Origin of the sequence: Pseudomonas maioricensis (genome assembly GCF_022790535.1) — a bacterium.
Taxonomy (GTDB): Bacteria; Pseudomonadota; Gammaproteobacteria; order Pseudomonadales; family Pseudomonadaceae; genus Aquipseudomonas; species Aquipseudomonas maioricensis.
Genome location: NZ_LOHG01000011.1, coordinates 202,297 through 228,291, shown reverse-complemented (window position 1 = coordinate 228,291; position 25,995 = coordinate 202,297). Strand labels below are relative to the sequence as shown.

Below are 25,995 nucleotides of genomic sequence, written 5' to 3'. Positions count from 1 at the left end.
TAGATTTGTTATTGGCCATGTCCTATGGCCGAGCACACATGCGCTACGCAAGATCAGTACCCATTTACTGTTTGCGTGATTCACGGACAGCTTGGTAGCGCCAAAATGCGGGCATAGCCAACAGCATAGGCGCTCTTAAGAGATGACCTGTGCGCTCAAGAGAAAGTTTCGACTTTTTTTGTGGGAAATGTCTGGAATGGGCTTCGGAGGCGTGTGTGTGACGCTTGATAATCCAGAAAAACTAGTGGCCAGATGACTCAATGCTCTTTGTTAGAGCGAAGAACCTGCCGTGGAGCACGAGAATTACCGATCGTCGGATTGTTTGACGATGATGCTGCACGTGCCTCCAGCCACTGCGTTGAAGGAGCCTACGAGGGGCAAGAATGGAGTCCTACGACAGCGAACGCTATTTCATGGTGCATGGGTCGCCTGATCGTAGGGCGCCCGTAGAATTTTCCTCAGAGTTGATCGAAACATTTTCGCGCATGGCGGGATAGAATCGACGACCCGGCTCGGTTCGAGTCAACCATGCCTGTGATCAAGCAGTTGCAAGAGGACGTAATGGATAGCCCTGAAGTTTTGGTACTGCAAGCCAGTTACACCAACCCGGTACACGCGCAAGCGATTGGCTTCATGCTCAATCAGTACGCCGAGGATGTCATGGGAGGTGGTGAGTCGTTGTCGGCCGATACCCAGCAGCAACTGGCGATCGAATTGGCCAAGCGTCCACATGCGTTCAGCGTTCTGGCTTTTATTTCCGGTGAGCCGGTCGGGCTGGTCAACTGCTTTGAGGGTTTTTCCACTTTCCAGTGTCGCCCGCTGGTCAATATTCACGATGTCGCGGTACTGGGTCAGTATAGAGGCCTGGGCATCAGTCAGAAGATGCTGGCCAAGGTAGAAGAAATCGCTCGCCAGCGTGGGTGCTGCAAACTGACGCTTGAGGTGCTGGAGGGTAACCTGATTGCCCAGGGAGCCTATCGCAAGCTTGGTTTTGCGGGTTACGAGCTGGATCCGCAGATGGGCAAGGCAATGTTCTGGCAGAAGACGCTTTAATTGCTTATAACCGGCCTGATCACTTGTCCGTTAAACCGCTGGCGGGTTTGAACGTTAGACAGGGTGTCGGGTCGGAGCTTCTGAAGGCGTGCAGCAAATGAGCTATCGCGCAGCAGACGCTGCATCTATAGGTAGATGTCGCCGAAGCAAAGAAAGGGATTCAGGGAGGGTATTGCCAGGGGCAAGCCAGCCAATCGGGCTTGCCGCTATTCGTCAGGCTACGTTACGCAGAGGCAACGAGCGGGCAGGGCTCAGGCTTGCAGGGCAGTGCCGGAGTGCATCAATTGCGCTTGTTGCAGCATGAGGCTCAAATGAGCGACCTTGCTCAGCAATTGTTCGCGCTCTTCTTTAAGCTGGCGCAGTTCGTCACGACGGACAGTGACATAGAGAGTTTGTGGTGCAGTTGCCGGTAGTACAGTGCCCATTGCTCACCTCGCAAATGGCGGATTCAACATGAAAGGTCCTGGCAAATGACTATCGATGCGCCGACTCGCCTCTGCTTACCTCTCTATCGGCAGCAATTCTGATTTCTTTTGCGGGAAAATGGAACTTTTTTATTTTCAATTGTCGCGAACGTTTCTTGATCTCAATAATCGTCACATTCGCGCTGGTGTCTATTGGCCATACTACAGCCCCCGCAGGCTCTGGTCTAGCGGCAAAACAGGGCCTTAAAAATCATGCTCATGGCTGGCTCACAACGAAGTGAGCTGTACAATGAGGTAACATTTTTTGTTTTTGCGAATTACGGAGCACCAGCATGCAACTTGGAATCATCGGACTGGGCCGCATGGGCGGCAATATTGCAAGACGCCTGATGCTTAATGGCCACACTACCGTGGTTTACGATCGTGATGAAGCTTCGCGCAGTGCTCTGGCCAAGGAAGGTTCGACAGCCGTAGCGGATCTGCCAGCGCTGGTAGCGGCCATGGAAAAGCCCCGCGCCGTGTGGGTCATGCTTCCTGCCGGTGAGCCGACTGAAGAGACCATCAATGTTCTGAGTGAATTGCTGGACGCTGATGATGTGATCATCGATGGTGGCAATACTTTCTATAAGGACGATGTCCGTCGCGCACAGGCGCTGACAGCCAAGGGCCTTAATTACGTCGACGTGGGTACCTCCGGCGGCGTATGGGGGCTTGAGCGTGGCTACTGCATGATGATTGGCGGTGAAGCTGCTGTGGTCCAGCGCCTGGATCCGTTGTTCGCCACGCTGGCTCCAGGCATGGGTTCGGTAGAACGCACCAAAGGTCGCACCTCTGCCGATGACCGTGCCGAGCGTGGCTATATTCACGCCGGCCCGGCGGGTTCTGGCCACTTCGTGAAGATGATCCATAACGGTATTGAGTACGGCATGATGCAAGCCTTCGCCGAAGGCTTCGACATCCTCAAGCAGAAGAACTCCGAGAACCTTCCTGCCGAGCAGCGTTTCGACTTGAACATGGCTGATATCGCTGAAGTCTGGCGTCGGGGCAGCGTGGTGTCTTCGTGGCTGCTGGATCTGACGGCTGATGCTCTGGCCACTGACCCGCAACTGGATGCGTACTCCGGCGCCGTGGCTGACAGTGGCGAAGGTCGCTGGACAATCGAAGCCGCGATGGAGCAGGCGGTACCCGTTCCGGTTCTTTCCAGTGCTCTGTTTGCCCGTTTCCGCTCCCGCCAGAAGAGCTCTTATGCAGACAAGATGCTGTCGGCAATGCGCTTTGGCTTCGGTGGTCACAAGGAAGGTCCCAAGTAATGGGATTATCGCGCAGCAGTACCCGGCAAAAGCCTGAAGTTGCGCCACCCACCACGCTGTTCCTGTTCGGTGCCCATGGGGACCTTGTGAAGCGCCTGCTTATGCCGGCGCTCTACAACCTGAGCAGGGACGGTCTGGTTGATGAAAACCTGTATATCGTCGGCGTTGACCATAACGCGATCAGCGACGTCGACTTTGCAAAGAAACTTGAGGATTTCATCCGTCAGGAGGCTGCCAGCAAGGTCGCGGACGACGGCAAGGATCCTCTCGATCCTGAACTCTGGCGCAAGCTGGCAGGACGGATCAGCTATGTACAGGGCGACTTTCTCGATGACTCGACTTATGGCGATATTGCCGAGAAGATCAAAAGCACCGGTACCGGCAACGCCGTCTTCTATCTCGCCACTGCTCCGCGTTTTTTCAGCGAAGTGGCTACACGGCTGGGCTCCTCCGGGTTATTGAGCGAGGAGCCTGGTTCATTTCGTCGGGTTGTGATCGAAAAGCCGTTTGGCTCGGATCTGCCCAGCGCTGTTGCACTCAATGAGTGCCTGCTCAAAGTCATGACCGAGAAGCAGATCTACCGGATTGACCACTATCTGGGCAAAGAGACGGTCCAGAACATTCTGGTCAGTCGTTTTTCCAACGCTCTGTTCGAGTCGTTCTGGAATAACCATTACATCGACCACGTGCAAATCACCGCAGCGGAAACTGTCGGGGTCGAGACGCGTGGCAGTTTCTATGAGCATACCGGCGCACTGCGCGACATGGTTCCCAATCACCTGTTCCAGCTGCTGGCCATGGTTGCCATGGAACCGCCAGCCGCCTTCGGTGCAGACGCGGTTCGCGGTGAGAAAGCCAAGGTCGTCGGCGCGATTCGTCCCTGGAGTGAAGAGGAGGCCCTGGCCAACTCTGTCCGTGGCCAATACGCGCAGGGCCGCAAGGGCGATGAGGAGGTGCCGGGCTACCGCCAGGAAAACAAGGTCGATCCTGACAGCACCACTGAAACCTTTGTTGCACTCAAGGTCATGATCGACAACTGGCGTTGGGTCGGGGTGCCGTTTTACCTGCGCACCGGCAAGCGCATGAGTAAACGCAGCACCGAAATTGCTATCTGCTTCAAGCCAGCGCCGTATGCACAGTTTCGTGATACCGAGATCGATCGCATCAAACCCAACTATCTGCGCATTCAGATCCAGCCCAACGAGGGCATGTGGTTTGACCTGTACGCCAAGCGTCCTGGGCCCAACCTGCACATGGAAGACATCGAGCTGGGCTTCGAGTACAAGGATTTCTTCGAGATGCAGCCGTCTACCGGCTATGAAACCTTGATCTACGACTGCCTGACCGGGGATCAGACCCTGTTCCAGCGTGCTGACAACATTGAAAACGGATGGCGTGCCGTACAGCCATTTCTGGATGCCTGGAAGAACAACCCTCAGGTCGAGCTGTATGCCGCTGGAGGGGACGGACCCACTTCGGCGGATACGTTGCTGGGCAAAGACGGTCGAGAGTGGCGGGATATCAATGCCTGAAGAGCATCAATCAAACATTCGATTTGTACTGTCGGATATCGACGGGACATTGCTGCGGCCTGATCACAGTTTGAGTCAAGCGACTATTGACGCTGTTGCGAGGCTGCGTGATGCCGGAATCCATTTTACGGTGGCAAGCAGTCGTCCACCACGCGCCATGCGGCAACAGATCGAAGCGCTGGGCGTCCAGTTACCTACTGCCGGGTTCAACGGCGCCAATATCGTTGCCCCGGATGGGCGTGTCCTGTTTGCCTACCGTATCGACCCGGTGGCCGCCCGAACCTGTATCGAATTGTTTTCCCGATACGAGGTGGCGGTATGGGTATTTGCGGATGATCAATGGTTTTTGATCGATCCGGAAGGTGCTTACGTCGAGCATGAACGTACGACGCTGGGCTACGAGCCGGTCCAGGTCGAAAGCTTCGAGCCGTGGCTGGATCGCGTCGACAAGATTGTCGCCGCCAGTACCGATTTTGACTTGCTGAAGCAGCTTGAAAGTCGACTCAATCCCTTGATCGCAGGGCAGGCGCATGCTGCGCGTTCACAGTTGTATTACCTCGATGTAACAGCTCTGGACGCCAACAAGGGCAACGCTCTGGTCATTCTCGCAGGTCAGTCGGGTGTCGACATGGCCCACACCGCGGCGATTGGCGATGGAGGTAACGATGTTGCCATGTTTCATAAAGCCGGGCTTTCAATCGCCATGGGTCAGGCTGAAGAGAGCGTCCGCAACGAGGCCGACGTCGTCACCGGCACTAACCTGCAAGATGGAGTTGCCAGCGCTATCGAGCGCTACCTGTTGCCACGCTGATTGGCTCTTGATGCTCAACTGATTACGGATGCTTGTTCATGGCCGCGTTGATCGAAGACTACGCACTGCTGGGCAACTGCAAAACGGCCGCGCTGGTGGCCAGAGATGGTTCGCTGGACTGGTTGTGCTTCCCTCGATTTGATTCGCCTGCGTGTTTCGCTGCCTTGCTCGGCGACACGGATAACGGGCGTTGGAAAATTGCCCCAAGCGAAGCGTTAATCAGCTCCGAGCGCCGTTATCGGGAAGGCACGCTGATTCTCGAAACCGTGTTTGAAACCTCGACTGGGCGCGCAATGCTGGTCGATTTCATGCCGCCGGGCGAGGGCAGCCATGTCGTACGGATTGTCGTCGGCCTGAGCGGACATGTGTTTTTTGACATGGACCTCGCCATTCGCTTTGACTACGGCAGCAGCGTGCCGTGGGTTGAGAACAAGGCAGGTCAAACGCTGAGTGCTGTGGCGGGGCCTGAAATGCTGGTGCTGCGTGCACCAGAACCCCTGAAGGCGCTGGATCATCACACCGGTTGCCATTTCCGTATCGACGCTGGGGAGCGCGAGGCGTTTGTGCTGAGCCATCAGGCGTCTTACGAACCTGTTCACGAGGGGATCGACGCCGAGTCTGCTCTGGCGGCAACCGAGTACTTCTGGCTTGAGTTCTCGGATCGCTGTCCCGAGGTGGGGCCATGGACCGCACAGGTCAAGCGTTCGTTGATCACGTTGAAAGCGATGACCTACCAGCCCACGGGCGGCATTGTTGCGGCAGTCACCACCTCGCTGCCGGAACAGTTGGGCGGTGAGCGCAATTGGGATTACCGCTATTGCTGGTTGCGGGATGCGACCATGACGCTATTGGCGTTCATGAATCTAGGTTATTTCGAGGAGGCAGCGGCCTGGCGTGAATGGTTGATGCGCTCGGTTGCAGGCAATCCCGAGCAGATCCAGATCATGTACGGGCTTGGCGGTGAAAGGCGTCTGCCAGAATTCGAGTTGCCCTGGCTCAATGGCTATGAGGCTTCGCGTCCTGTACGCATAGGCAACGGAGCCGCGACGCAAATGCAACTGGACGTCTATGGCGAAGTTGCCGACGCCATGATTCAGGCGATCAAGGGGGGGTTGCCGCGACCGCCGCGCAGCATTGCGATTTCCAGAGTGATCATGCCGTTTCTCGAAAAAGTCTGGCACTTGCCGGATAAGGGCATCTGGGAAATTCGCTCCGAGCCTCGCCACTTTACCCATTCCAAGGTCATGACCTGGGTGGCCTTTGACCGAAACGCCACGTTGCTCGCCGAGTTGGCGCAAAGTGATGAAGATCGGGCACTGGCGGATCATTACCGCGAGGTGGCTGACGATATCCATGCCGATGTGTGCCTTAACGGTTATGACCCGGCCATCGGCAGCTTTACGCAAACTTATGGCTCGCCCGCGCTGGATGCCAGCCTGCTGCAGATAGCCTTGACGGGGTTTCTGCCGGCCGACGACCCGCGTGTGGTAGGTACCGTTGCGGCCATCGAGAGAAGTCTGATTCAGGACGGCTTGCTGTTGCGATATGACACCGAGCACAGCGTTGATGGCGTCGCGGGGCACGAAGGGACGTTTCTGGTGTGTTCGTTCTGGTTGGCCGATGTCTATGTGCTCATGGGGCGGGAGCCGGAGGCTGCTGCATTATTTGATCGACTGTGCGGGCTGTGCAACGACCTGGGGCTGCTCGCCGAGCAATACGACCCTCGTGAAAAGCGCATGCTGGGCAACTTCCCTCAGGCGTTCAGCCATATTGGCATTATCAATACCGCCCTCAACCTGCACCGGGTGGTCTGCCCGGTGAAGTCTCGCGCTACCGGTGAGGTTAAAGTGCCCGCCTGAACGTGAAGTTGATGCGCTGTTCTCCAAGCAAGGGGTGATGACCGGGTTTGATGGGCAGTACGCCATGAAAACGCAGCCGGTCCTCACCACCCCAGACCACCACGTCGCCGTGCATGAGCGGTATCCGCTGGGGTTTGTCGTGGCGCTGATCTCCGCCAAACAGAAAGATTGCAGGCAACCCCAGAGAAACCGATACCACTGGCCATTCGTAGTGCTTTTCGTCTTTGTCCTGGTGCAAAGACATTTTGGCGCCGGGGATGTACTGGTTGATCAGGCAGGCATCCGGAACAAACCCATTGAAACCACACTTATGCGCTGCGCGCTGGGCCAACATCATGAAACCCGTTGGAATGTCCGGCCATGGCAAACCGCTTTGGGGATCGGTTGGGGTGTAGCGATAGCCGCTGCGGTCAGTCATCCAGCCAAAGCTGCCGCAACTGCTCAGCGCCGCCGACATGGTGAAACCGCCCGGCGTCACCATATGCCTGAAAGGCGCTCTGATCAGAATGTCTTCCAGTGCTGCCAGCAAGGTATCGACTTCAGGTAGTGCCAGGCCGCGCAATACCCATGAGCAGGGGCCGATCTGTTCGGTGCCGGAGCTGGGTGCTGGCTCCTCGGCGAACAGGTCGAACGTGGTCGGTGTTGTGCTTTCCCGTTTCATGGCGTTGGGGGCTCCTACGGACCCAATGTCTGCTGCGATACTGCGCGGCGGCTCTTATCGAACTGTAGAAGAACCCCTGAATTGAAATGCACTTTCGGTAGGAGCTAACTTGTTGGTGAGGCGGACTTTCTGACCAGGCAGGCCTGATGTCTCGCCAACAACTCGGCTCCTACAGGCCGCCCGTTTGCCGCGAGACCAAGGGGTGACCTGGACGCCCGCGCAGCTTCCACAGAGCGTGTGCTATCTTTTTCAATGACGGAACTAAAGGGCTTTGCTGACTTTTACGTCGCTGATCACATCGCTGCTATCGCCGTGCATTTTTTGCAGGGCATTCCTTGCTTCTTCTACAGATGCCGACTGTAATTGAGCGAACTCGAAGCGGCGTTCGCCGTTGAGTTTGTAGCTGACAGCAAATTTGGTAGTTCTTGGGGCAGGCGTGTTCACGTTGGCTCCTTCAGTATGGGTACGATCAGCTCAGTCGAGACGTTGAACGACGGACAATTTTGATTGAGTGCGTAAAACTGGTCTTGCGCCCACCGTTGGAATCCATCTTGCGCCCCGCAGTATCGATGGTGATGTTCCAGAATCCGGTACTCGGGACGGCGATCTTGGCCGGAAATTTGTCAAACGCACCGCCGTGATAGGTATGGCGTCCGCCGTTTTTAAAGGTGCGGAAGTTCGAGTCATTCATCAGGCGAATATTGCAGAGCTGAGAACACTCGATGACGACCAGGTCGTCTTCATTGAGGTGCTCGCGCTGGTGTACGAATTTCATGGGTGTCTCCGGCGTAAGGCTTTTTTCGAAAAATCAAAACGATAGCATGACGCGGGTCGGCATTTATCAGCGATTCAGGTTTTATTGCAGTCTGCGCGCTAAAAACGACTTTATACGGGATTTAATTCCCGCCAAGCTTGTCGTAGCACTTTTACCGGGAGGATTGTATGAAATTGGCTGTCGTAATTTTGGCTCTGGCGATGACTGGCTGTGCCACCGTCGCAGATATCGAACATACCCCAGCGACCATGAACGTGATGTCTGGCAAAACTCCCAAGGAATATACCGAGTGTTTCGTTGGCAAGATTGCCGACAGCCGCAAACCTCCGTTGATAGAGCCACACCACGACGGCTTGCGGGTGATTGTCGCGCAGAAGTTCAGTAAGGATCCTGCCGCAGTTCTGGATGTCGAAAGCCGTTCAGGCGGCAGTTCGATCAAGGTTTACGAGCGGCTGTCCAATGTGCCGATCCGCCCCAAGGATGTGCAGCATGCAGCGACATTCTGCATCTCGGGTTAAACCCTTTTATTTGCACACCACCAGCACGCTGCGATTTTTGTAGTTGCCTACGTCAACCCCGAGGGTCTTGTCACTTTCGGGAGGGCGCGGGGTGCCATCGGTGCCCACGATTTCATAGCCAGTACCTGCGCAGGATGCATCTGCCTTTTCGTAGCAGCTTGCCCATGACATCGCCTCGCCCGAACAGTCAATGTTCAGGCCCTGTCGGCCGTTTTTGAGGTAGGTGTTAGAGGCGGTTGCGCAGCCGGTAAGGGCCAGTACAGCAATAATGGACAAAACTCTGATCATGTTTTTCGTACTTCTTGAATGAGACGGGGGATAAGGTGCGTCAAGCGTCGTTGGTGCTATGACTGAACATCGGGGCCATCGTTCCGATATCATTCAACGCTTTTGCGATCAGGCTTTGTTTGAGGGGCGTCGACGTGCGGCTTTTGGCTGATCCTGCAACACGGCGGCGACTTCAACTGCGGCTTCTTCGCTGGCAAATGGGCCCGCTATCGCTTCTCCGTCTGCAGAGCAGGCCCACCATTGGCCGTCCTGAAGCTTTTTAATCAGGTAACCGTTTACGTTTTTTTCTTGCGACATTGCAGCAGTCTCTTTGGTGTGTGTGCAGCCGCACATCATAAAGCCCGGCTTGTATAACTGTCTCCTGCGTCGTGTCAGGAGGGCGTTTGCGTGGTATCAGTCAAGGAATAGTCCTACGCGTTACATGGTGATGGGCTACGCTTGGAAGGGCCTTTCAATGCAGTCCCGGCTGGGTGAATCAACCCGCGTGGCCGGGACCCTTTAGCTCGAATGAAGCAGGTTCGGCGGGTATGGCATTGAGCGTTAAAGTTTTCTCTGATGTTCTTAAATCTGAAATCGAGTGGAACTATCTGCTCGAGGATTCCTCTACCATGGCATCGAAAGGCCAGAGGCGGGGCATTGTAAGGTGATCGCCGCCTGATTAGACTGCGCCGCTAACGCCAATAGCCCTCATGAAGGACTTTTATGATCAAGAAATGCTTGTTCCCCGCAGCCGGTTACGGCACTCGCTTTTTGCCAGCGACCAAAGCCATGCCTAAAGAGATGCTGCCAGTGGTCAACAAGCCACTGATCCAATACGGCGTGGAAGAAGCTCTTGCTGCGGGCCTTAACGAAATTTCCATTGTCACCGGTCGCGGCAAGCGCGCACTGGAAGACCATTTCGACATCAGCTATGAGCTGGAAACGCAGATCAAAGGCACCGACAAGGAAAAATACCTGGTTGGTATCCGCAAGCTGATTGATGAGTGCAGCTTCTCCTACACTCGCCAGACCGAAATGAAAGGCCTGGGCCACGCAATCCTCAGCGGTCGTCCATTGATCGGTAACGAAGCCTTTGCTGTCGTACTTGCCGATGACCTGTGCGTGAACCTTGAAGGCGAAGGCGTATTGGCCCAGATGGTCAAGCTGCACAAGCACTATGGCTGCTCGATCGTCGCCATTCAGGAAGTACCTGCGAACGAAACGCAGAAATACGGCGTTATCGCTGGCGAAGAAATCAAGCCGGGTCTGTTCCGTGTAACCGACATGGTTGAAAAGCCAAAGCCGGAAGATGCGCCTTCCAACCTGGCGATCATTGGTCGTTACATCCTGACGCCGGACATCTTCGCGAAAATCGAAGCCACTGAGCCAGGCAAGGGTGGTGAAATCCAGATCACCGACGCTTTGATGAAGCAGGCAGCAGAAGGCAACGTGCTGGCCTACAAATTCAAAGGCACTCGTTTTGACTGCGGTGGCGCTGAAGGTTACATCGAAGCAACCAACTTCTGCTTCGAGCATTTCTACAAGAAAGGCAGCTAAGCCTCTGAGAATTCTTCAGACTTGCTTGTAGGACAAAGCCACCTTCGGGTGGCTTTGTCGTTTCTGGCTGATATGCTGTAGCTCTGCTCAGGAGATTTACATGGCTTACGACTTTGACCTCTTTGTAATCGGTGCCGGTTCTGGCGGTGTTCGCGCCGGGCGTTTCGCCGCTGGTTTTGGTGCGCGCGTGGCGGTGGCCGAGAGCCGTTACCTGGGCGGCACCTGTGTCAACGTGGGCTGTGTACCCAAAAAGCTATTGGTTTATGGCGCCCATTACGCTGAGGATTTCGAGCAGGCCAAAAGCTTCGGCTGGTCAACCGGTGAACCCGGCTTCGACTGGGCAACATTGATTGCCAACAAGGATCGGCAGATCCAGCATCTCAACGGTATCTATCGCAACTTGCTGGTTAACAGCGGCGTTACGTTGCTCGAAGGCCATGCGGCGCTCAAAGGGCCTCACGAAGTTGAGGTTAATGGCCAGACTTACAGCGCCGAACATATTCTGATCGCTACCGGAGGCTGGCCGCAGGTGCCGGATATCCCGGGGCGCGAACACGCCATCACGTCCAATGAGGCGTTTTATCTCAAACAGCTTCCAAAGCGCATCGTGGTCGTGGGCGGCGGGTACATCGCCGTCGAGTTTGCCTCGATTTTCCATGGCCTCGGGGCGGATACCACGCTGATGTACCGTGGCGAAATGTTCCTGCGCGGTTTTGATGGCAGCGTTCGCACTCACTTGCACGAGGAGCTGACCAAGCGCGGTATGGATGTGCGGTTCAATTCCGATATCGAACGCATCGAGAAACAATCCGATGGCAGCCTGCAACTCATTCTCAAGAACGGGGAGGAGGTGAGCGCCGATTGCGTGTTTTATGCCACCGGGCGTCGACCTATGCTCGACAATCTCGGTCTGGAGCACGTCAACGTCAAACTGGACAAGAACGGCTTCGTCGAGGTCGACGATAACTACCAGAGCAGCGAACCATCGATTCTGGCTATCGGTGATGTGATCGGCAGAGTTCAATTAACGCCTGTAGCGTTGGCCGAAGGTATGGCCGTCGCCCGACGCCTGTTCAGGCCGGAAGATTATCGCGCTGTGGACTACATGCACATTCCGACCGCCGTTTTCAGCCTGCCGAACATCGGTACCGTCGGGTTGGCCGAGGAAGAGGCGGAAAAAGCGGGTTATGCCGTGCGGGTTTTTGAAAGTCGCTTCCGTCCAATGAAGTTGACCCTGACCGATAACCAGGAACGTACCCTCATGAAGCTGGTCGTCGACGCCGACACAGACGTCGTTCTCGGCTGCCACATGGTCGGTCCGGAGGCGGGTGAAATCATTCAGGGGTTGGCCATTGCATTGAAGGCTGGCGCGACCAAGCGTCAGTTTGACGATACGGTGGGTGTGCACCCGACACTCGCTGAAGAGTTTGTCACCATGCGTTCCCCGGTTGATCGTTAGGCGCCGTTTGTGTAAATAGAGCTATGCCCGGGATTCAGGATGAAGGCCGGGTTGATCATATATTCCAGGAAGGACACCTGCGATGAGCAGTCAATACTATTGGGCGGCAATGCCATTGACCTTTGATGAGCAAGATATAGGCCCCATGCGCAACATTGACGCGTTGCTGGAGAGCGAGCGTCAATTCCGCAGCCTGGCCGACAACATGAGTCAGTTGGCATGGACTGCGGACTCCGCGGGCAATATTTATTGGTACAACGAGCGCTGGTATGACTATACCGGGGCTTCCCTGGAAGCCATGCGGGCGCTGGGCTGGCGCTCGGTTCATCACCCGGAGCATGTTGGTCGGGTCACCGCGCGGATGGTGCACTGCTTCGCGACGGGCTCGATCTGGGAAGACACGTTTCCGCTACGCGGCAAGGATGGTGGCTACAACTGGTTTCTGGCTCGCGCCTTGCCGATCCGCGATGAGCATGGGCATATCACCCACTGGCTTGGCACTCACACTGACATTACCGCCCAGGTCAATGCAGAAGAAGCGCTCCGCGAGCTCAATGAGAGCCTCGAGTTGCGAGTGGCCGAGCGTACTCGTGAGCTGGCCAGTATCAACGAGCTGCTGCAAATCGAAATGGCCGAGCGTGAGCAGGCCCAAGAAACCCTGCGTCATGCGCAAAAAATGGACGCCATCGGCCAGCTAACCGGCGGTATCGCCCACGACTTCAACAACATGCTCACCGGCGTACTTGGCGCTCTGGACTTGATGCAGCGACGCATTGCTGCTGGCCGGACGGGAGAGATTGATCGCTACATCAGTGCGGCCATGACCTCAGCCAATCGCGCTGCGGCGCTGACTCACAGGCTACTGGCTTTCGCCCGTCGACAATCGCTCAACAACTGTGCTGTCGATGTGAATCAGATGGTGACATCCATGCAGGAGTTGCTGGCCCGCACGACCGGCGAAAGCATTGAGTTGCGTATCGAGCTGAGCGAGGGGCTGCAGCTCACCAGTACCGACGAACATCAATTGGAAAACGCGTTGCTGAACCTTGTCATCAATGCTCGGGACGCGATGCCCGACGGTGGTCAGCTAACGGTTGCCAGTGAGCATGTCAGGGTTGAGGGGCGCTCGGGAGAGGTTTCGCCTGGTGAATATGTTCGTCTGAGTGTGCGTGATACCGGATCAGGTATGCCTGACGATGTTCTGGATCGAGCCTTCGATCCATTCTTCACCACTAAGCCTATCGGCCAGGGTACGGGCCTTGGTTTGTCGATGGTCTACGGTTTCGTCAAGCAAACGGGTGGTCATGTTGTGATCGACAGTGTCGAGGGGCAGGGCACGACGGTTCATCTTTACCTGTCTTGTGATCAAGACCTTGGTGAGCGCATCACGGCAGTCGTGACTGGGCTGGAGGCACCGCGAGCGGTCAGCGGCGAGTGTGTTTTGGTGGTTGAAGACGAAGAGCCTGTGCGCATGCTGGTGGTTGATGTGCTGCATGAGCTTGGCTATTCCACTCTGGAGGCGGGCGACAGCAAGGCTGCGATGCCTTACTTGCAGGGGCAGCAGCGTATTGATTTGTTAGTCAGCGATGTGGGACTGCCGGGCTTGAATGGTCGTCAGCTCGCCGAAATCGCCAGGCAGTATCGGCCTGATTTACGCGTGCTGTTCATGACCGGTTATGCGCCAGAGGCTCAGGTTCGAGGCGACTTCCTTGGGTGCGGCATGGACATGATGACCAAGCCTTTTACCGTGGATGAGTTGGGTTTGCGCGTCAGGACCATGCTTGAGCGCCACGATCAGGGCTAATCGGGGCGATGCTTTGAGGGGGCGGTCGTTGTGGAATGATCGTTTCGCAAGCCTTCCAGTGCCAACTCGGTCTTGATCAATATCAACTCCAATACCCGATTCTGCTGTAGCTGATCAGTAAGCTGCTGCCGGGCCTCGGCGCTGTCCTGTTGTGCGAGGCGAGCGCGCTCTTCAAGCACGGTGCAGCGGGTTTGCGTGCTCTGTAACTGTTCCAGCGTGCTGGCAGCTTGAGCCGAGGCTTTGGTTAGCTGGTCATTGTGAGTATCCAGCTCCCGCAGAGCACTGCGGTTCTCTGCCAATAGTCGCTCATTATCCCGCGTAAGCCGGGTGATATCTTGCTGATGTTGCGTCGCCAGGCTTTGCGTCTGACGCAACTCTGTCTGCAGCTCTAGAGCGTGTTCCTCATATCGTCGTTGCTCTTGCTCACGTTGTTGTTTTGCGGATTCGAGGGCTTTCAGGGTTTTTTCTTCCAGTGAGCGAATCTGTTCGTCTTTGTCTGCGAGTCGATTCATCAAATCCTGATTGGCTTGAGTCAGACGAGCATTCTGGGTGTGCTCCGTCTGCAGTCGTTCGCGGGTGGCAAGCAGCGTCGTTGCCTGCTCCTTCAATTGTTCGGTCTTGCGATTCCAGCGTGCGGTCATCTCTGCGAGCTGACTGTTTGCCTGATGCAGTGCTTCATCCTTCTGATAACACGTTACATCGAAGCGCGACTGAGCCTCATCAATGGTCTCTTGGGCCTTGCCTTGCAGGCGATGCGCGAGGCGGGTGACCAGTTCGGTCAACTCATCAGTGATGTCCGAAGGTGTTGTGCCTGCCCGATCGCTTTCGTCCAGCTCTCTCAGATAGCGATGGATGGTGGTTTTCGAGCCGGTGTTGCCCATTTCAATGCGTACTGAGTCGATGCTGGGGTGCTCACCGCGGGCCAGTAGCGCAAGTCTTGCTGTCTGTACCAAAGCCTTGTTGATGCCGCCGCGAGCCATTTCATGATCCTTTATTTCATACTGTGGTATGTACCCTGTAATTACATACTATTTGAGTTGTGATAGCGAATCGATTTTTTTGGTCTGGTTATTTGCCGGTGCAGGTTAAGAGCCTTGTTTTCGTCGTCTCGCATGCTGGCCGCGAATCGAAAGTTCGCCCAAGGGTGAGATTAGGGGAGGGAGAGGTGGGGAAATTGCCGAGTTTGAGCCTTTGCGAGGCGTTTGACCTTCAAAAGCGAAATTACCTTTCCTTCTATTAATAAGCCTCCCTTATAGTCAAAACCAATCGTGCACATGAGGTTTGCCAATGAGCCTACATAGGCCATTATGCGTAAGCTCTGTCTCATCGAATTAACAACCCACTAGGAGATTCACCGATGCCTATCATCAACAGCCAGGTAAAACCGTTCAAAGCCACTGCATTCCAGAACGGCTCTTTCGTAGACGTGTCTGAAGCTGACTTCAAAGGCAAATGGTCTGTCGTCTTCTTCTACCCAGCAGACTTCACCTTCGTATGCCCGACCGAACTGGAAGACCTTGCTGATAACTACGCCGACTTCAAAAAACTGGGCGTTGAAATCTACGGTGTGTCGACTGACACCCATTTCGCACACGCTGCCTGGCACAACACTTCGCCAGCCATCGGCAAAATCCAGTACCCACTGATCGGCGACCCGACTCACATCCTGTCCCGCAACTTCGACGTGCTGATCGAAGAAGCTGGTCTGGCTGACCGCGGTACTTTCGTGATCAACCCAGAAGGTCAGATCAAAATCGTTGAGCTGAACGACGGTGGTGTAGGCCGCGACGCTTCCGAGCTGCTGCGTAAAGTCAAAGCTGCTCAGTACGTTGCTGCACACCCAGGCGAAGTTTGCCCAGCTAAATGGAAAGAAGGCGAAGCCACTCTGGCTCCATCTTTGGACCTGGTTGGCAAGATCTAAGCCGTATGAACCGGCTTGGGGCGCTGAGCGCTTAAGCACGTAAACCGCATCGCCCCAAAAAACGCCCGGGCGACTATCGCCTGGGCGTTGTTTTTTCTACTTCCTGTTTTTCTAATTGCTAAAGGAATCGCCCGCATGTTGGACGCCAATCTTAAAGCCCAGCTGAAATCGTACCTGGAGCGTCTTACCCGCCCGGTCGAGATCGTCGCGTCCCTCGATGACGGCGCGAAATCCCAGGAAATGCTGGCGTTGCTCAATGACGTGATCAGCGTTTCGAAAGACATTACCCTTAATGACAGCGGCACCGACGTGCGTACCCCGTCGTTCTCGCTCAACAGCCCGGGACAAGACATCAGCCTGCGTTTCGCCGGTATCCCGATGGGCCACGAATTCACTTCGCTGGTATTGGCATTGCTGCAGGTTGGCGGCTACCCATCCAAGGCCAGCGCGGACACCATCGAACAGATTCGCGCACTTGAAGGCGAATTCACGTTCGAAACCTATTTTTCCCAGTCTTGCCAGAACTGCCCGGACGTCGTGCAGGCGCTGAACCTGATGGCAGTGCTCAACCCGAACATCAAACACATCGCTATTGATGGTGCGCTGTTCCAGGACGAAGTCACCGATCGCCATATCATGTCGGTGCCGAGCATCTACCTGAACGGTGAACTGTTTGGTCAGGGCCGTATGGGTCTGGAAGAAATTCTGGCCAAAATCGACACCGGTGCTGGTGATCGTCAGGCACAGAAACTCAATGCCAAAGAAGCGTTTGATGTATTGGTAGTTGGCGGTGGCCCGGCAGGCTCCGCAGCGGCAGTGTACGCAGCGCGCAAAGGTATTCGTACCGGTGTGGCGGCTGAGCGCTTCGGCGGTCAGGTGCTGGACACCATGGCTATCGAGAACTTCATTTCAGTGCAGCACACCGAAGGTCCGAAACTGGCTGTAGCGCTTGAAGAGCACGTCAAGCAGTACGAAGTGGACATCATGAACCTGCAGCGTGCAGACCAACTGATTCCCGGCAAGGACGGTGCGCTGCACGAAGTGAAATTTGCCGGCGGTGCTAGTCTCAAGGCCAAGACCGTTATTCTCGCCACTGGCGCACGCTGGAGGGAAATGAACGTTCCGGGCGAGCAGCAATATCGCAACAAAGGTGTTGCTTACTGCCCGCATTGCGATGGCCCGTTGTTCAAAGGCAAGCGTGTTGCGGTGATTGGCGGCGGTAACTCCGGCGTCGAAGCTGCCATTGATTTGGCCGGTATCGTGGCTCACGTCACATTGCTGGAGTTTGATGTGCAATTGCGGGCTGACGCCGTGTTGCAGCGCAAGCTGACCAGTTTGCCTAACGTAACGGTCATCACCAACGCGCAGACCACTGAGGTCACCGGCGATGAGCAGAAGGTCAACGGGTTGCGTTACAAAAACCGTGTGAACGGTGAGGAAGTCACGGTAGAACTGGAAGGTATCTTCGTGCAAATCGGTCTGCTGCCCAACACCGATTGGCTCAAAGGCAGTATCGAGCTGTCGCCACGCGGCGAGATCGTTGTCGACTCCCGTGGGGAAACTTCGCTTCCAGGTATCTTTGCTGCAGGCGACGTCACCACCACGCCTTACAAGCAGATCATCATTGCCCTGGGGGAGGGTGCCAAAGCCTCTCTCAGCGCATTCGATCACTTGATCCGAACCTCTGCGCCAGCGTAAGCACATAATGTTCAGGCAATAAAAAAAGGGCCTCATGATTATTCATGAGGCCCTTTTTGTTTGTGCTTACAGTGGTGTCGGCTGGATGATTTCTACCCAGTAGCCGTCCGGATCCTTGATGAATGCCAGGCTGTTCATGCGCCCGTCAGCGAGGCGCTTCTGGAAGTCCACGCCCAGTTTTTCAAAGCGTTCGCAGGCAACATGCACGTCCGGCACGGAAATGCATATGTGCCCAAACCCTCGAGGGTCAGTGTTGCCATTGTGGTAGGCAAACGCTGGATCTTTTTCGGTGCCGTGGTTGTGCGTCAACTCGAGAATGCCGGGAATGGACTTCATCCACACGTTACGAGCCGCGTCATCTGCAGGGATCTGACTTTTGTCGACCAGTGCCAGGAAGTACAGGCTGAATTCGGCCTCGGGGAAGTCACGCTTTTCAACCAGACTGAAACCCAATACGCGGGTGTAGAAGTCCAGTGACGCGGTAATGTCCTTGACCCTCAGCATGGTGTGGTTGAACACGAATTGCCGGGTCGCAACCTCAGGCTCTGCGGTTACGCCAGGGAAGGTATTAAGGTCTTGCAAACTCATGGATATCTCCGGTTGAGGTCTTCTGTATGGGCAAATGATACGGGCCGCCCGCGTCGAAGCCAAACCTGCGACTCAATTGCCGCGTGACAGCCCTTGTTCCCGAAGCTGCGGGCGGTCAGACTTTGTCGCCTATGTACTTGGGTGGTGCCCTCATGATTGACCCGCGATACAGATATTCATTCATTGGTTTTTTTCTGACGCTGGTCGTCGGAGGGGCTCATGCGGGTGATGCGGTTATCATCTGGCCGAGCGGCTGGCAAGTTGAAGAGCTGGGCGCTAGTGAGCCCGCTGCCGGGCAGCCTTCGCCTCAATCCAGGCAACGAGCAGCCAAAAATGACGAGGCGGGTAACCCGGTCATGGTCATGGAGCTTACCGAGTCGCGTCTGCAATCAGGCCATCAGGTGAATGTCGAGGGCGTGCTGCTGGAGATGCGTAAGGCTGTACAGGTGAATTTCGCGCGCAGTGGCTTCCAGAGCGTCTGTACCCGCATTCACGCGACGGAGCTCAGCAAGCTACCCGCAATGGAGACAAGCTGTACGATCACTCAGAACGGGGTGCACGTCATGACTCAGACGCTGGTGGCCGCGGCGACCGCTGATACAGCATGGTCGCTGTCATACGCAGGTTCTGCTGCCGGTTACGCGGCTACCAGTGATGAAGCCATGCAGATTCGCAATACATTGCGGCTAGGCGGGGCGCAGTGAATCCGTGGCATGCACGAATTTCAGGCAAAAAGAGGCCCGCCGAAGCGGGCATGGGGCGCTAATCCTTTAGCAGCCTCTATAGTGGAAGACGGCCTGTGAAAAAAACGTGAAGCCCGTGAGAAAAATCTGGAACGTCCGTACTTATAAATATCGGAATATTCTGACAAGTACCAATGATAATGCTGGTTGTTATTAGCATGGATTGCTGATGGCGGTTGCGGCATATGCATGTCGAGGACGGCGACGAGCCGTGCATATACATAGGTATCGTAATCGCAGGCTGAACAGTTATAGGCATCGTGATCCGCGTAACTCAATTCGAACTATATCCACAGCGCAGGCGACACGCGAACAGCGATTAATCTCAAAGAGTTATATCTGACGTCAGAGAGTTGTCGTTTTTATAAAAAAGCCCTGCAGAGGCAGGGCTTTTTAACGGGCAGAGTTTGATCAGGCGCGAAGCCATGAATCCACGGTTTCAACACCGTATTGCTCTTTCCAGGACTTCAGGCCGCGGTGGTTACCACCTTTGGTCTCGATCAGTTCACCGGTGTGCGGGTTTTGATAAACCTTGACGACGCGTGCGCGACGGCGCTTTGGCCCGGCTGCTACGGGCAGGGACGACGAGCCTTTTGGATCAAGGATCGTAATGATGTCGCGCAGACCCTTGTCATAGCTGCTCATCAAAGCCTGAAGCTTCTGTTCGAACTCGATCTCCTTTTTCAGGCCCGCATCATTCTTCAAGGACTCCAGCTGAGCCAGCTGTTCCTGAAGGGCTTTTTCTGCTGCGCGAAACTCGGCAAGTCTGGACAAATAACATACTCCGACGGTGATTGGCTGTTACCAGCGTCACAAAACGATAAGACAAGCGCTTGGGAAGAGTGCGTGTATTGAAGGTGCCTTAACGGAACCCAAGGTCGCGTTTTTCCCCGAGGGATTAACGCTTTCCTGTCGCTTCGCTGTGATGAAAAAAGGTGGTTTTAAAGCAGTAGCGTGCAAATCATGCACTTTTTTTTTGAGTTAGAAAATAGTTTTGATGCAATTAACTAGCGACGTGAATGACTAGAGTTGGTGGCCGCGCCACTCACGTTGTCTTATCAGATGAACTCGGCTGTAAGTTATTTCTGATATTAGCGGCTACCCCAAACAGCGTATTTTTTCGCTCGGCAGTCCTTTACAGCTAAAGCCCCTGTTGCAGGGCTGGGTCATCCGGGTTTTGCTGCTCAAGCTCGGCCTGCAGTACCTGTACGTTTTGCAGTTGCCCGGTTTCCTTCCAGTATCGAATCAACATTATTCTGGCCTGGCGGTTGGCGGGCTGGCGCTGGAGGATTTCGGCCAATTGTTTCTGCGCGGCTTCAAGTTGCTCAAGGTCGTGCAGTGCTACCGCCAGATCATAGCGGTAAGTCGTGTTGTCGGGCTCTAGTTCAACCGCCTTGGCCAGTGCAAGCAGAGCATATTCGCTCTGTTCGTGGTCAAGGAGCCACATGCCCAAGGCATGTTGTAGCCTGGAGGACTGCGGATGTTGGGCCAGCAGGCGGGCCAGCAGCTGGCGTGCACGCTCGGTTTGCCCTAGCTGGTCGAGTAGCTCCAGGTAGGCGATGGACGCTTCGAGGTTTTTTGGCTCCAGGTCCATCGCAACTTGCAAGGCAGCCAACGCAGAGGGTTTATCGCCGTTGTGCGCGAGCAGGCGCGCCAGTTGCACCTGGCTGGTGCCCGAAGGGGGCTGGGCCTTTAGGGCGGTCACGCAGAGTTCAACACTGTGCTGCAAGGCTGCGTAATACAGGCCCAGTTCATCCGGAGACAGGTCGAGCAGCGCCCACGTTGCGTCGAAGCGAACCGCAGGCTCCCGATCCTCGAGCATTGGCCCCAGCAGAATACTGCGCTTGCCGTCAGGTAGCATTTTTTGCGTGACGCCAATCGCTGCCTGGCGGACCAGCACCGAATCATTCTGCAGTGCCGCATCCAGCAACTTCAATGCCTGAGGACTTGGGTAGTTTGCGAGTTCAGCCAGCAGGCTGGCGCGACGAATGTCGGAGAGGTCGGTGCGGGCCAGGTGTTGATAGAGGACCCTTGCAGCGCCAGGCTTTCCGTTGTGTGCAAGTTCCAGGGCCTCGCCGTAAGTCTGGCTAAGCACTGGCGGAGCAGGCGGGGTTGACCATTGTCGTGTCAGGTAAACGACGCCTGCCAGCACGATCAGAACCAAAGCGGCTACCAGTCCGATACGGCGACGGGCAGTGTTTTTTGAAAAGTAGCCTCGAAAAGGCATGAGCACACCGATATCCATTTCTTTACGGCTTGCAGCTTCGTGGAGGGATGGCTTGGTGTCAAACGGTGTATGTTGAGTGTCCGGTATCTATAGTTCTTCCATTTAGTGATTTATGGGGACATATCACTAAACGCCAGACACCAAAAAGCCCCGAAATCGGGGCTTCCTGGTTTAAGCATTCAATCCATCAAGCCTGTGGCTGCCAACCTCCGCCCAGTGCTTTATAGATAGCGACAATGCCGTGATACAGCTCAATCTCAGCCTGAGCCTGTGAGTCCTCGGCCGCCAGACGCTCGCGCTCCGCGTCCAGCAGGACCAGGAAGTCTGCGGTGCCTTCGCGATACTGGATCGACGCCAGATTGGCCGCCGCGCGACTGGCTTCACTTTGCCGGATCAGAGAGACCAAACGTTGCTGACGTTTGTCATAGTCGCTGAACGCATTTTCCGACTCTTCCAGTGCCAATAACACTTGCTGCTCGTAGTTGGCCAGCGCGCCTTCAGCATCGGCGTCGGCGCCCCGGATTCGCGCTCGCACGCTGCCCAGGTCAAAAGCTGCCCAGGATATGCTCGGCCCTAACGACCATGCCCGGGCGGCTGAGGAGCCGATCTGCGACCCACGTCCCGCGGTGAAGCCCAGAAAACCACTCAGGCTGACGCGAGGGAACAAATCAGCGGTTGCGACACCAATCCGCGCAGTCGAGGAGGCCAGTTGACGCTCTGCCGAGCGAATGTCCGGACGCTGACGCAGCAACTGCGTCGGATCACCAATGGGCAGTGCTTTGGCAATGGCTGGCAGTTTCGCCGGGCTCAGATCAACACTCAGGCTTTCCGGACGTTCACCGAGCAAAGTCGCAATGCGATTACGCTGACGAACCTGCTCAGCTTGCAGTTGTGGGACCGAAGCTTCGACGGCGGCGAGGCGGGCGTCCGCTCTCACGACATCAAGTTCGTTACCCACACCGGCATCGCGCAGTTGTTCGGTAACGCCACGGGATTCCTGCTGGTTTTTCAGGTTTTCCCGGGCAATGCCTTCACGCAGCTGCGCACCGCGCAACTGGCCATAGGCATCTACTACTTCAGCGATCAGGGTGACCTGAAGCTGATACAGATTGGCCTCGGCAACGTCCTGATCGGCTTCGCTGGCTTCCAGTTCACGCTGGATCCGCCCAAACAGGTCCAGTTCCCAGGCCATGTCCAGGCCCAGATCGTAACGTTCACTGCTGACGCGGCGCTCGGTGATGCCAGGTTGCTGGCCTTTGCCGAGATCACTGCTGACCCGGCTGGTCACCACGGGCATGGCGTCATTGCTGACATCATCGCGGATCGCCCGGGCCGCTTTCAGGCGGGCAAAGGCGACGCGCAGTTCGCGGTTGTCGTTGAGCGACTTTGCCACCAGCTTATTCAGCGTCGGGTCGTCGAACTGCTGCCACCAGACGGTTTGCTGATGGCTGCGGTCATAATTACCTTTCTCCGCCGAAGCGACCTTGGCTGCTGCGGTATCGGGTGCCTTGTAATCAGGGCCGACCGCACAGGCCGCCAGTGCGAGAACCAGCAGGCTCGGCATGAACAGCTTTAACGAATTCATCAATGCGCCTCCGGGTTCAGGGTTTGCAGGCTCTGTGCCTTGGCTGCCTTGCGGGCCTCTTTGCGCTCAACAAAATTACGAATCAGCACGTAGAACACCGGTGTCAGCAGCAAGCCGAAGAAAGTCACCCCAAGCATCCCCGAGAACACCGCTACACCCATGGCGTGACGCATTTCTGCACCGGCACCACTGGAGAACACCAGCGGCACAACCCCCATGATGAACGCGAAGGAGGTCATCAGGATCGGACGCAGACGCAGGCGGCACGCTTCCAGTACGGCTTCCAGCGGCGACATGCCCTCGCTTTGCTTGTCCTTGGCGAATTCGACAATAAGGATCGCGTTCTTACAGGCCAGTCCCACCAATACGATCAGTCCGATCTGGGTAAAGATGTTGTTGTCGCTACCGGACAGGATCACACCAGTGATGGCCGACAGCAGTGTCATCGGTACGATCAGAATCACCGCCAGTGGCAGGCTCCAGCTTTCGTACTGAGCAGCCAGCACCAGGAAGGCCAGCAGTACGCACAGCGGGAAAACCAGCAGCGCGGTATTGCCTGACAGGATTTGCTGATACGTGATCTCCGTCCACTCGTAGGTCATGCCATTAGGCAGTTCGTCCTTGAGCAGTTTCTCCACGGCGGCCTGAGCCTGACCCGAGCTGTAACCCGGAGCCGCAGCGCCGTTGATTTCAGCCGTGATGAAGCCGTTGTAATGCATGACGCGATCAGGGCCAGCGGTATCGCTGACTTTGATAAAGGTCGCCAGTGGAATCATCTCGCCAAGGTTGTTGCGAACCTTGAGCTGACCAATCTGGTCGGCATCCTGACGGAACTGTTGTTCAGCCTGAACGTTGACCTGATAAGTACGACCGAAACGGTTGAAGTCGTTGGCGTACAGCGAGCCCAGATACACCTGAAGGGTGTCGAAAATGTCGCTGATGGCCACGCCGTGGGTCTTGGCTTTTTCACGGTCAATGGCAGCATCGACTTGCGGCACGTTCACGGTGTAGCTGGTGAACAGCCCGGCCAGTTCCGGCACGCTGTGGCTCTTGGCGATGATGTTCATCGTCTCTTTATAGAGCTCGTCGTAACCGAGGTTGCCACGGTCTTCGATCTGCAGGCGGAAACCGCCGATGGTACCCAGGCCTTGTACCGGCGGTGGCGGGAAGATCGCCATGTAGGCGTCCTGAATGTCGCCGAATTTGCCGTTCAATGCACCCGCGATGGCACCCGCTGACAGGCTGGCGTCTTTACGGTCTTCAAAAGGCTTGAGGGTCACAAACACGATGCCGGCGTTCGGGCTATTCGTGAAACCGTTGATGGACAGGCCAGGGAACGCCACCGCACTTTCAACACCTTCCTGTTTCAAGGCAATGTCGGACATGCGTTTGATGACGTCTTCGGTACGGTCCAGGCTGGCCGCGTCCGGCAGTTGGGCGAAAGCCACCAGATACTGTTTGTCCTGAGGCGGCACGAAGCCTGTTGGTGTGGTGGCGAAACCGAAGTAGGTCAGCACCATCAGGCCGCCGTAAAGCACCAGGGCAATGCCGCTGCTGCGGATCACGCGACCGACGATTCCCACATAGCTGTTACTGGCGCGTTCGAACACGCGGTTGAACGGCCGGAACAACCAACCACCAAATATTTTGTCGAGGCCGCGCGAGAAACGATCCTTTGGCGCGTCGTGAGCCTTGAGCAGCACGGCTGACAGCGCCGGAGAAAGAGTCAGGGAGTTGAAGGCCGAAATCACCGTGGAAATCGCAATCGTCAGGGCAAACTGCTTATAGAACTGCCCGGTCAATCCGGAGATGAACGCAGCCGGGATGAATACCGCACACAGCACCAGTGCCGTGGCGATGATTGGCCCTGTCACTTCTTTCATGGCCCGTTTGGTGGCTTCGACCGGGGTCAGCCCGAGTCCGATGTTTCGCTCGACGTTTTCCACCACCACGATGGCGTCGTCGACCACGATACCGATGGCCAGAACCAGTCCGAACAGCGATAGCGCATTGAGTGAGAAGCCGAACATGTGCATCACGGCGAACGTACCGATCAGCGATACCGGTACCGCAGCCAACGGAATGATCGAAGCACGCCAGGTCTGCAGGAACAGGATCACCACCAGCACAACCAGAATCAACGCCTCGAACAGGGTATGGATAACCGCCTCGATCGAGCCACGAACAAAGATCGTCGGGTCGTAAACGATGCTGAAATCCATTCCTTCAGGGAAGTTTTGCTTTAGTTCGGTCATTTTTGCCCGAACTTCGTTGGAGATGTCGATGGCGTTGGAGCCAGGGCGCTGGAAGATTGGAATCGCCACAGCGGGCTGGTTATCCAGCAATGAGCGCAAGGCGTATTGGTTGGAGCCCAGTTCGACGCGCGCTACATCGCGCAGTCGAGTGATTTCGCCATCGGCGCCGGAGCGAATCACGATGTTTTCGAATTCTTCTTCGCTGACCAGACGGCCCTGAGTGTTCACTGACATCTGGAAGCTGGTAGCGCTAGGCGAGGGCGGTGCGCCCAACTGGCCCGCAGCGACCTGACGGTTCTGTTCGCGAATAGCGTTTACAACATCGGTCGCGGTCAGATTGCGCGAAGCAGTCTTGTTTGGGTCCAGCCAGACTCGCAACGAGTAATCGCCCATACCGAACAACTGCACGTCACCGACACCGCCAAGGCGAGCCAGCTCGTCCTTGATGTTGAGGATGGCGTAGTTGGACAGGTAAAGCATGTCGTAACGTTTATCCGGCGAGGTCAGGTGGACCACCATCGTCAGATCGGGCGACGCCTTGTCTACGGTGATACCGATGCGCGTCACTTCTTCGGGCAGTTTCGGCTCGGTTCGGGTGACCCGGTTCTGAACCTGTACCTGCGCGTTATCCAGGTCAGTACCCAGCGCGAAAGTGATGGTCAGGGTGATCTTGCCGTCGGCGGTGGATTGCGAAGACATGTACAGCATGTTTTCGACACCGGTAATGGCTTGCTCCAGCGGAGCCGCGACGGTTTCGCCGATGACCTTGGGGTTGGCGCCCGGGAAGTTGGCACGAACGACCACGGTTGGCGGTACGACTTCGGGGTATTCACTGATCGGTAACTGGAAGAGTGAAATCGACCCGGCGATCAGGATCAACAGCGACAGCACTGCCGCGAAGATCGGACGCGAGATAAAGAATTGAGAGAAGTTCATCAGTGGTTTCC

23 protein-coding genes and 1 pseudogene are annotated in these 25,995 nt (G+C 56.0%); 12 read left to right on the top strand and 12 right to left on the bottom strand.

Annotation, left to right across the window (positions count from 1 at the left end):
- Positions 1-561 precede the first annotated feature (561 nt).
- Positions 562-1,053, top strand: coding sequence for a GNAT family N-acetyltransferase (locus tag AUC61_RS18425; protein WP_243247612.1), 492 nt, complete (start codon positions 562-564; stop codon positions 1,051-1,053).
- A gap of 251 nt (positions 1,054-1,304) precedes the next feature.
- On the opposite strand, the gene AUC61_RS18420 is transcribed toward AUC61_RS18425, so the two are convergent.
- Complete coding sequence (locus AUC61_RS18420; protein WP_243247611.1) at positions 1,305-1,478, bottom strand: DUF6026 family protein; 174 nt, start codon at positions 1,476-1,478, stop codon at positions 1,305-1,307.
- Between the two features lie 332 nt (positions 1,479-1,810).
- Here AUC61_RS18420 and gnd point away from each other — a divergent pair, with 332 nt between their 5' ends.
- From gnd to AUC61_RS18400, 4 genes are read left to right on the top strand one after another with little or no spacing between them, the layout of a single operon-like run.
- Positions 1,811-2,788 (top strand): phosphogluconate dehydrogenase (NAD(+)-dependent, decarboxylating), encoded by a 978-nt coding sequence (gene gnd, locus AUC61_RS18415; RefSeq protein ID WP_243247610.1) that lies wholly within the window; start codon positions 1,811-1,813, stop codon positions 2,786-2,788.
- Entirely contained in the window at positions 2,788-4,320 is a 1,533-nt protein-coding gene (gene zwf / locus AUC61_RS18410) for a glucose-6-phosphate dehydrogenase (protein ID WP_243247609.1), read from the top strand. The genes gnd and zwf overlap by 1 nt, the downstream gene beginning before the upstream one ends.
- Entirely contained in the window at positions 4,313-5,131 is an 819-nt protein-coding gene (locus tag AUC61_RS18405; protein ID WP_243247608.1) for an HAD family hydrolase, read from the top strand. Before zwf ends, AUC61_RS18405 begins: the two co-directional genes overlap by 8 nt.
- A 38-nt stretch (positions 5,132-5,169) precedes the next feature.
- Positions 5,170-6,990 (top strand): glycoside hydrolase family 15 protein, encoded by a 1,821-nt coding sequence (locus tag AUC61_RS18400; RefSeq protein WP_243247607.1) that lies wholly within the window; start codon positions 5,170-5,172, stop codon positions 6,988-6,990.
- On the opposite strand, the gene alkB is transcribed toward AUC61_RS18400, so the two are convergent.
- The 3 genes from alkB to AUC61_RS18385 form a co-directional block, all read right to left on the bottom strand.
- A complete protein-coding gene (gene alkB, locus AUC61_RS18395; RefSeq protein WP_243247606.1) occupies positions 6,974-7,651 on the bottom strand; it encodes a DNA oxidative demethylase AlkB in 678 nt (225 codons plus the stop codon). The two genes, AUC61_RS18400 and alkB, sit on opposite strands and share 17 nt — an antisense overlap.
- A 261-nt stretch (positions 7,652-7,912) precedes the next feature.
- The gene (locus tag AUC61_RS18390; RefSeq protein ID WP_243247605.1) at positions 7,913-8,095 is read right to left on the bottom strand and encodes a hypothetical protein; all 183 of its coding nucleotides are present in this window, start codon (positions 8,093-8,095) and stop codon (positions 7,913-7,915) included.
- Positions 8,096-8,120: 25 nt separating this feature from the next.
- Positions 8,121-8,426 carry a DUF1883 domain-containing protein gene (locus AUC61_RS18385; RefSeq protein WP_243247604.1) on the bottom strand — a complete coding sequence of 102 codons (306 nt, stop codon included), beginning with the start codon at positions 8,424-8,426 and terminating at the stop codon, positions 8,121-8,123.
- Between the two features lie 167 nt (positions 8,427-8,593).
- On the opposite strand from AUC61_RS18385, the gene AUC61_RS18380 reads away from it, so the two are divergent.
- On the top strand, positions 8,594-8,944 hold the full coding sequence (locus AUC61_RS18380) for a hypothetical protein (protein ID WP_243247603.1): 351 nt from the start codon (positions 8,594-8,596) through the stop codon (positions 8,942-8,944).
- A 6-nt stretch (positions 8,945-8,950) separates the two neighbouring features.
- On the opposite strand, the gene AUC61_RS18375 is transcribed toward AUC61_RS18380, so the two are convergent.
- Entirely contained in the window at positions 8,951-9,232 is a 282-nt protein-coding gene (locus tag AUC61_RS18375; protein WP_243247602.1) for a hypothetical protein, read from the bottom strand.
- Between the two features lie 108 nt (positions 9,233-9,340).
- Positions 9,341-9,529 (bottom strand): hypothetical protein, encoded by a 189-nt coding sequence (locus AUC61_RS18370; protein ID WP_243247601.1) that lies wholly within the window; start codon positions 9,527-9,529, stop codon positions 9,341-9,343.
- Positions 9,530-9,934: 405 nt separating this feature from the next.
- On the opposite strand from AUC61_RS18370, the gene galU reads away from it, so the two are divergent.
- The 3 genes and pseudogenes from galU to AUC61_RS18355 all read left to right on the top strand — a co-directional run.
- Positions 9,935-10,768: a UTP--glucose-1-phosphate uridylyltransferase GalU gene (gene galU / locus AUC61_RS18365; protein WP_087264076.1), complete on the top strand. Its 834-nt coding sequence runs from the start codon at positions 9,935-9,937 to the stop codon at positions 10,766-10,768.
- A 100-nt stretch (positions 10,769-10,868) separates the two neighbouring features.
- Positions 10,869-12,227 (top strand): glutathione-disulfide reductase, encoded by a 1,359-nt coding sequence (gene gorA, locus AUC61_RS18360; protein ID WP_243247600.1) that lies wholly within the window; start codon positions 10,869-10,871, stop codon positions 12,225-12,227.
- Positions 12,228-12,372: 145 nt separating this feature from the next.
- A pseudogene (locus AUC61_RS18355) lies at positions 12,373-14,031 on the top strand (hybrid sensor histidine kinase/response regulator); the annotation flags it as partial.
- Here the strand turns inward: AUC61_RS18355 and AUC61_RS18350 are convergent.
- Positions 14,028-15,011 (bottom strand): DNA-binding protein, encoded by a 984-nt coding sequence (locus AUC61_RS18350; protein ID WP_243247599.1) that lies wholly within the window; start codon positions 15,009-15,011, stop codon positions 14,028-14,030. The pseudogene AUC61_RS18355 and the gene AUC61_RS18350 overlap by 4 nt on opposite strands.
- 377 nt (positions 15,012-15,388) lie before the next feature.
- On the opposite strand from AUC61_RS18350, the gene ahpC reads away from it, so the two are divergent.
- Positions 15,389-15,952 (top strand): alkyl hydroperoxide reductase subunit C, encoded by a 564-nt coding sequence (ahpC, locus tag AUC61_RS18345; RefSeq protein ID WP_027902690.1) that lies wholly within the window; start codon positions 15,389-15,391, stop codon positions 15,950-15,952.
- Between the two features lie 135 nt (positions 15,953-16,087).
- Positions 16,088-17,650: an alkyl hydroperoxide reductase subunit F gene (gene ahpF, locus AUC61_RS18340; RefSeq protein WP_243247598.1), complete on the top strand. Its 1,563-nt coding sequence runs from the start codon at positions 16,088-16,090 to the stop codon at positions 17,648-17,650.
- A 66-nt stretch (positions 17,651-17,716) separates the two neighbouring features.
- On the opposite strand, the gene gloA is transcribed toward ahpF, so the two are convergent.
- Positions 17,717-18,238 (bottom strand): lactoylglutathione lyase, encoded by a 522-nt coding sequence (gloA, locus tag AUC61_RS18335; RefSeq protein WP_243247597.1) that lies wholly within the window; start codon positions 18,236-18,238, stop codon positions 17,717-17,719.
- A 152-nt stretch (positions 18,239-18,390) separates the two neighbouring features.
- Between gloA and AUC61_RS18330 the strand changes: the two genes are divergently transcribed.
- Complete coding sequence (locus AUC61_RS18330; RefSeq protein WP_243247596.1) at positions 18,391-18,942, top strand: DUF4946 domain-containing protein; 552 nt, start codon at positions 18,391-18,393, stop codon at positions 18,940-18,942.
- Positions 18,943-19,392: 450 nt separating this feature from the next.
- On the opposite strand, the gene AUC61_RS18325 is transcribed toward AUC61_RS18330, so the two are convergent.
- From AUC61_RS18325 to AUC61_RS18310, 4 genes are all read right to left on the bottom strand, one after another.
- Positions 19,393-19,755 (bottom strand): histone-like nucleoid-structuring protein, MvaT/MvaU family, encoded by a 363-nt coding sequence (locus tag AUC61_RS18325; protein WP_243247595.1) that lies wholly within the window; start codon positions 19,753-19,755, stop codon positions 19,393-19,395.
- A gap of 367 nt (positions 19,756-20,122) precedes the next feature.
- Positions 20,123-21,208 carry a HEAT repeat domain-containing protein gene (locus tag AUC61_RS18320; RefSeq protein WP_243247632.1) on the bottom strand — a complete coding sequence of 362 codons (1,086 nt, stop codon included), beginning with the start codon at positions 21,206-21,208 and terminating at the stop codon, positions 20,123-20,125.
- A 187-nt stretch (positions 21,209-21,395) separates the two neighbouring features.
- Entirely contained in the window at positions 21,396-22,793 is a 1,398-nt protein-coding gene (locus AUC61_RS18315) for an efflux transporter outer membrane subunit (RefSeq protein WP_243247594.1), read from the bottom strand.
- Positions 22,793-25,984, bottom strand: a complete 3,192-nt coding sequence (locus tag AUC61_RS18310; RefSeq protein WP_243247593.1) for an efflux RND transporter permease subunit — start codon at positions 25,982-25,984, stop codon at positions 22,793-22,795. The genes AUC61_RS18315 and AUC61_RS18310 overlap by 1 nt, the downstream gene beginning before the upstream one ends.
- Positions 25,985-25,995: the final 11 nt, after the last annotated feature.

What these genes read in the sequence shown, in the direction of transcription:
- AUC61_RS18425 (WP_243247612.1), top strand. Translation starts at nt 562, where the DNA reads ATGGATAGCCCTGAAGTTTTGGTACTGCAAGCCAGTTACACCAACCCG.
- AUC61_RS18420 (WP_243247611.1), bottom strand. Translation starts at nt 1,478, where the DNA reads ATGGGCACTGTACTACCGGCAACTGCACCACAAACTCTCTATGTCACT.
- gnd (WP_243247610.1), top strand. Translation starts at nt 1,811, where the DNA reads ATGCAACTTGGAATCATCGGACTGGGCCGCATGGGCGGCAATATTGCA.
- zwf (WP_243247609.1), top strand. Translation starts at nt 2,788, where the DNA reads ATGGGATTATCGCGCAGCAGTACCCGGCAAAAGCCTGAAGTTGCGCCA.
- AUC61_RS18405 (WP_243247608.1), top strand. Translation starts at nt 4,313, where the DNA reads ATGCCTGAAGAGCATCAATCAAACATTCGATTTGTACTGTCGGATATC.
- AUC61_RS18400 (WP_243247607.1), top strand. Translation starts at nt 5,170, where the DNA reads ATGGCCGCGTTGATCGAAGACTACGCACTGCTGGGCAACTGCAAAACG.
- alkB (WP_243247606.1), bottom strand. Translation starts at nt 7,651, where the DNA reads ATGAAACGGGAAAGCACAACACCGACCACGTTCGACCTGTTCGCCGAG.
- AUC61_RS18385 (WP_243247604.1), bottom strand. Translation starts at nt 8,426, where the DNA reads ATGAAATTCGTACACCAGCGCGAGCACCTCAATGAAGACGACCTGGTC.
- AUC61_RS18380 (WP_243247603.1), top strand. Translation starts at nt 8,594, where the DNA reads ATGAAATTGGCTGTCGTAATTTTGGCTCTGGCGATGACTGGCTGTGCC.
- AUC61_RS18375 (WP_243247602.1), bottom strand. Translation starts at nt 9,232, where the DNA reads ATGATCAGAGTTTTGTCCATTATTGCTGTACTGGCCCTTACCGGCTGC.
- AUC61_RS18370 (WP_243247601.1), bottom strand. Translation starts at nt 9,529, where the DNA reads ATGTCGCAAGAAAAAAACGTAAACGGTTACCTGATTAAAAAGCTTCAG.
- galU (WP_087264076.1), top strand. Translation starts at nt 9,935, where the DNA reads ATGATCAAGAAATGCTTGTTCCCCGCAGCCGGTTACGGCACTCGCTTT.
- gorA (WP_243247600.1), top strand. Translation starts at nt 10,869, where the DNA reads ATGGCTTACGACTTTGACCTCTTTGTAATCGGTGCCGGTTCTGGCGGT.
- AUC61_RS18350 (WP_243247599.1), bottom strand. Translation starts at nt 15,011, where the DNA reads ATGGCTCGCGGCGGCATCAACAAGGCTTTGGTACAGACAGCAAGACTT.
- ahpC (WP_027902690.1), top strand. Translation starts at nt 15,389, where the DNA reads ATGCCTATCATCAACAGCCAGGTAAAACCGTTCAAAGCCACTGCATTC.
- ahpF (WP_243247598.1), top strand. Translation starts at nt 16,088, where the DNA reads ATGTTGGACGCCAATCTTAAAGCCCAGCTGAAATCGTACCTGGAGCGT.
- gloA (WP_243247597.1), bottom strand. Translation starts at nt 18,238, where the DNA reads ATGAGTTTGCAAGACCTTAATACCTTCCCTGGCGTAACCGCAGAGCCT.
- AUC61_RS18330 (WP_243247596.1), top strand. Translation starts at nt 18,391, where the DNA reads ATGATTGACCCGCGATACAGATATTCATTCATTGGTTTTTTTCTGACG.
- AUC61_RS18320 (WP_243247632.1), bottom strand. Translation starts at nt 21,208, where the DNA reads ATGCCTTTTCGAGGCTACTTTTCAAAAAACACTGCCCGTCGCCGTATC.
- AUC61_RS18315 (WP_243247594.1), bottom strand. Translation starts at nt 22,793, where the DNA reads ATGAATTCGTTAAAGCTGTTCATGCCGAGCCTGCTGGTTCTCGCACTG.
- AUC61_RS18310 (WP_243247593.1), bottom strand. Translation starts at nt 25,984, where the DNA reads ATGAACTTCTCTCAATTCTTTATCTCGCGTCCGATCTTCGCGGCAGTG.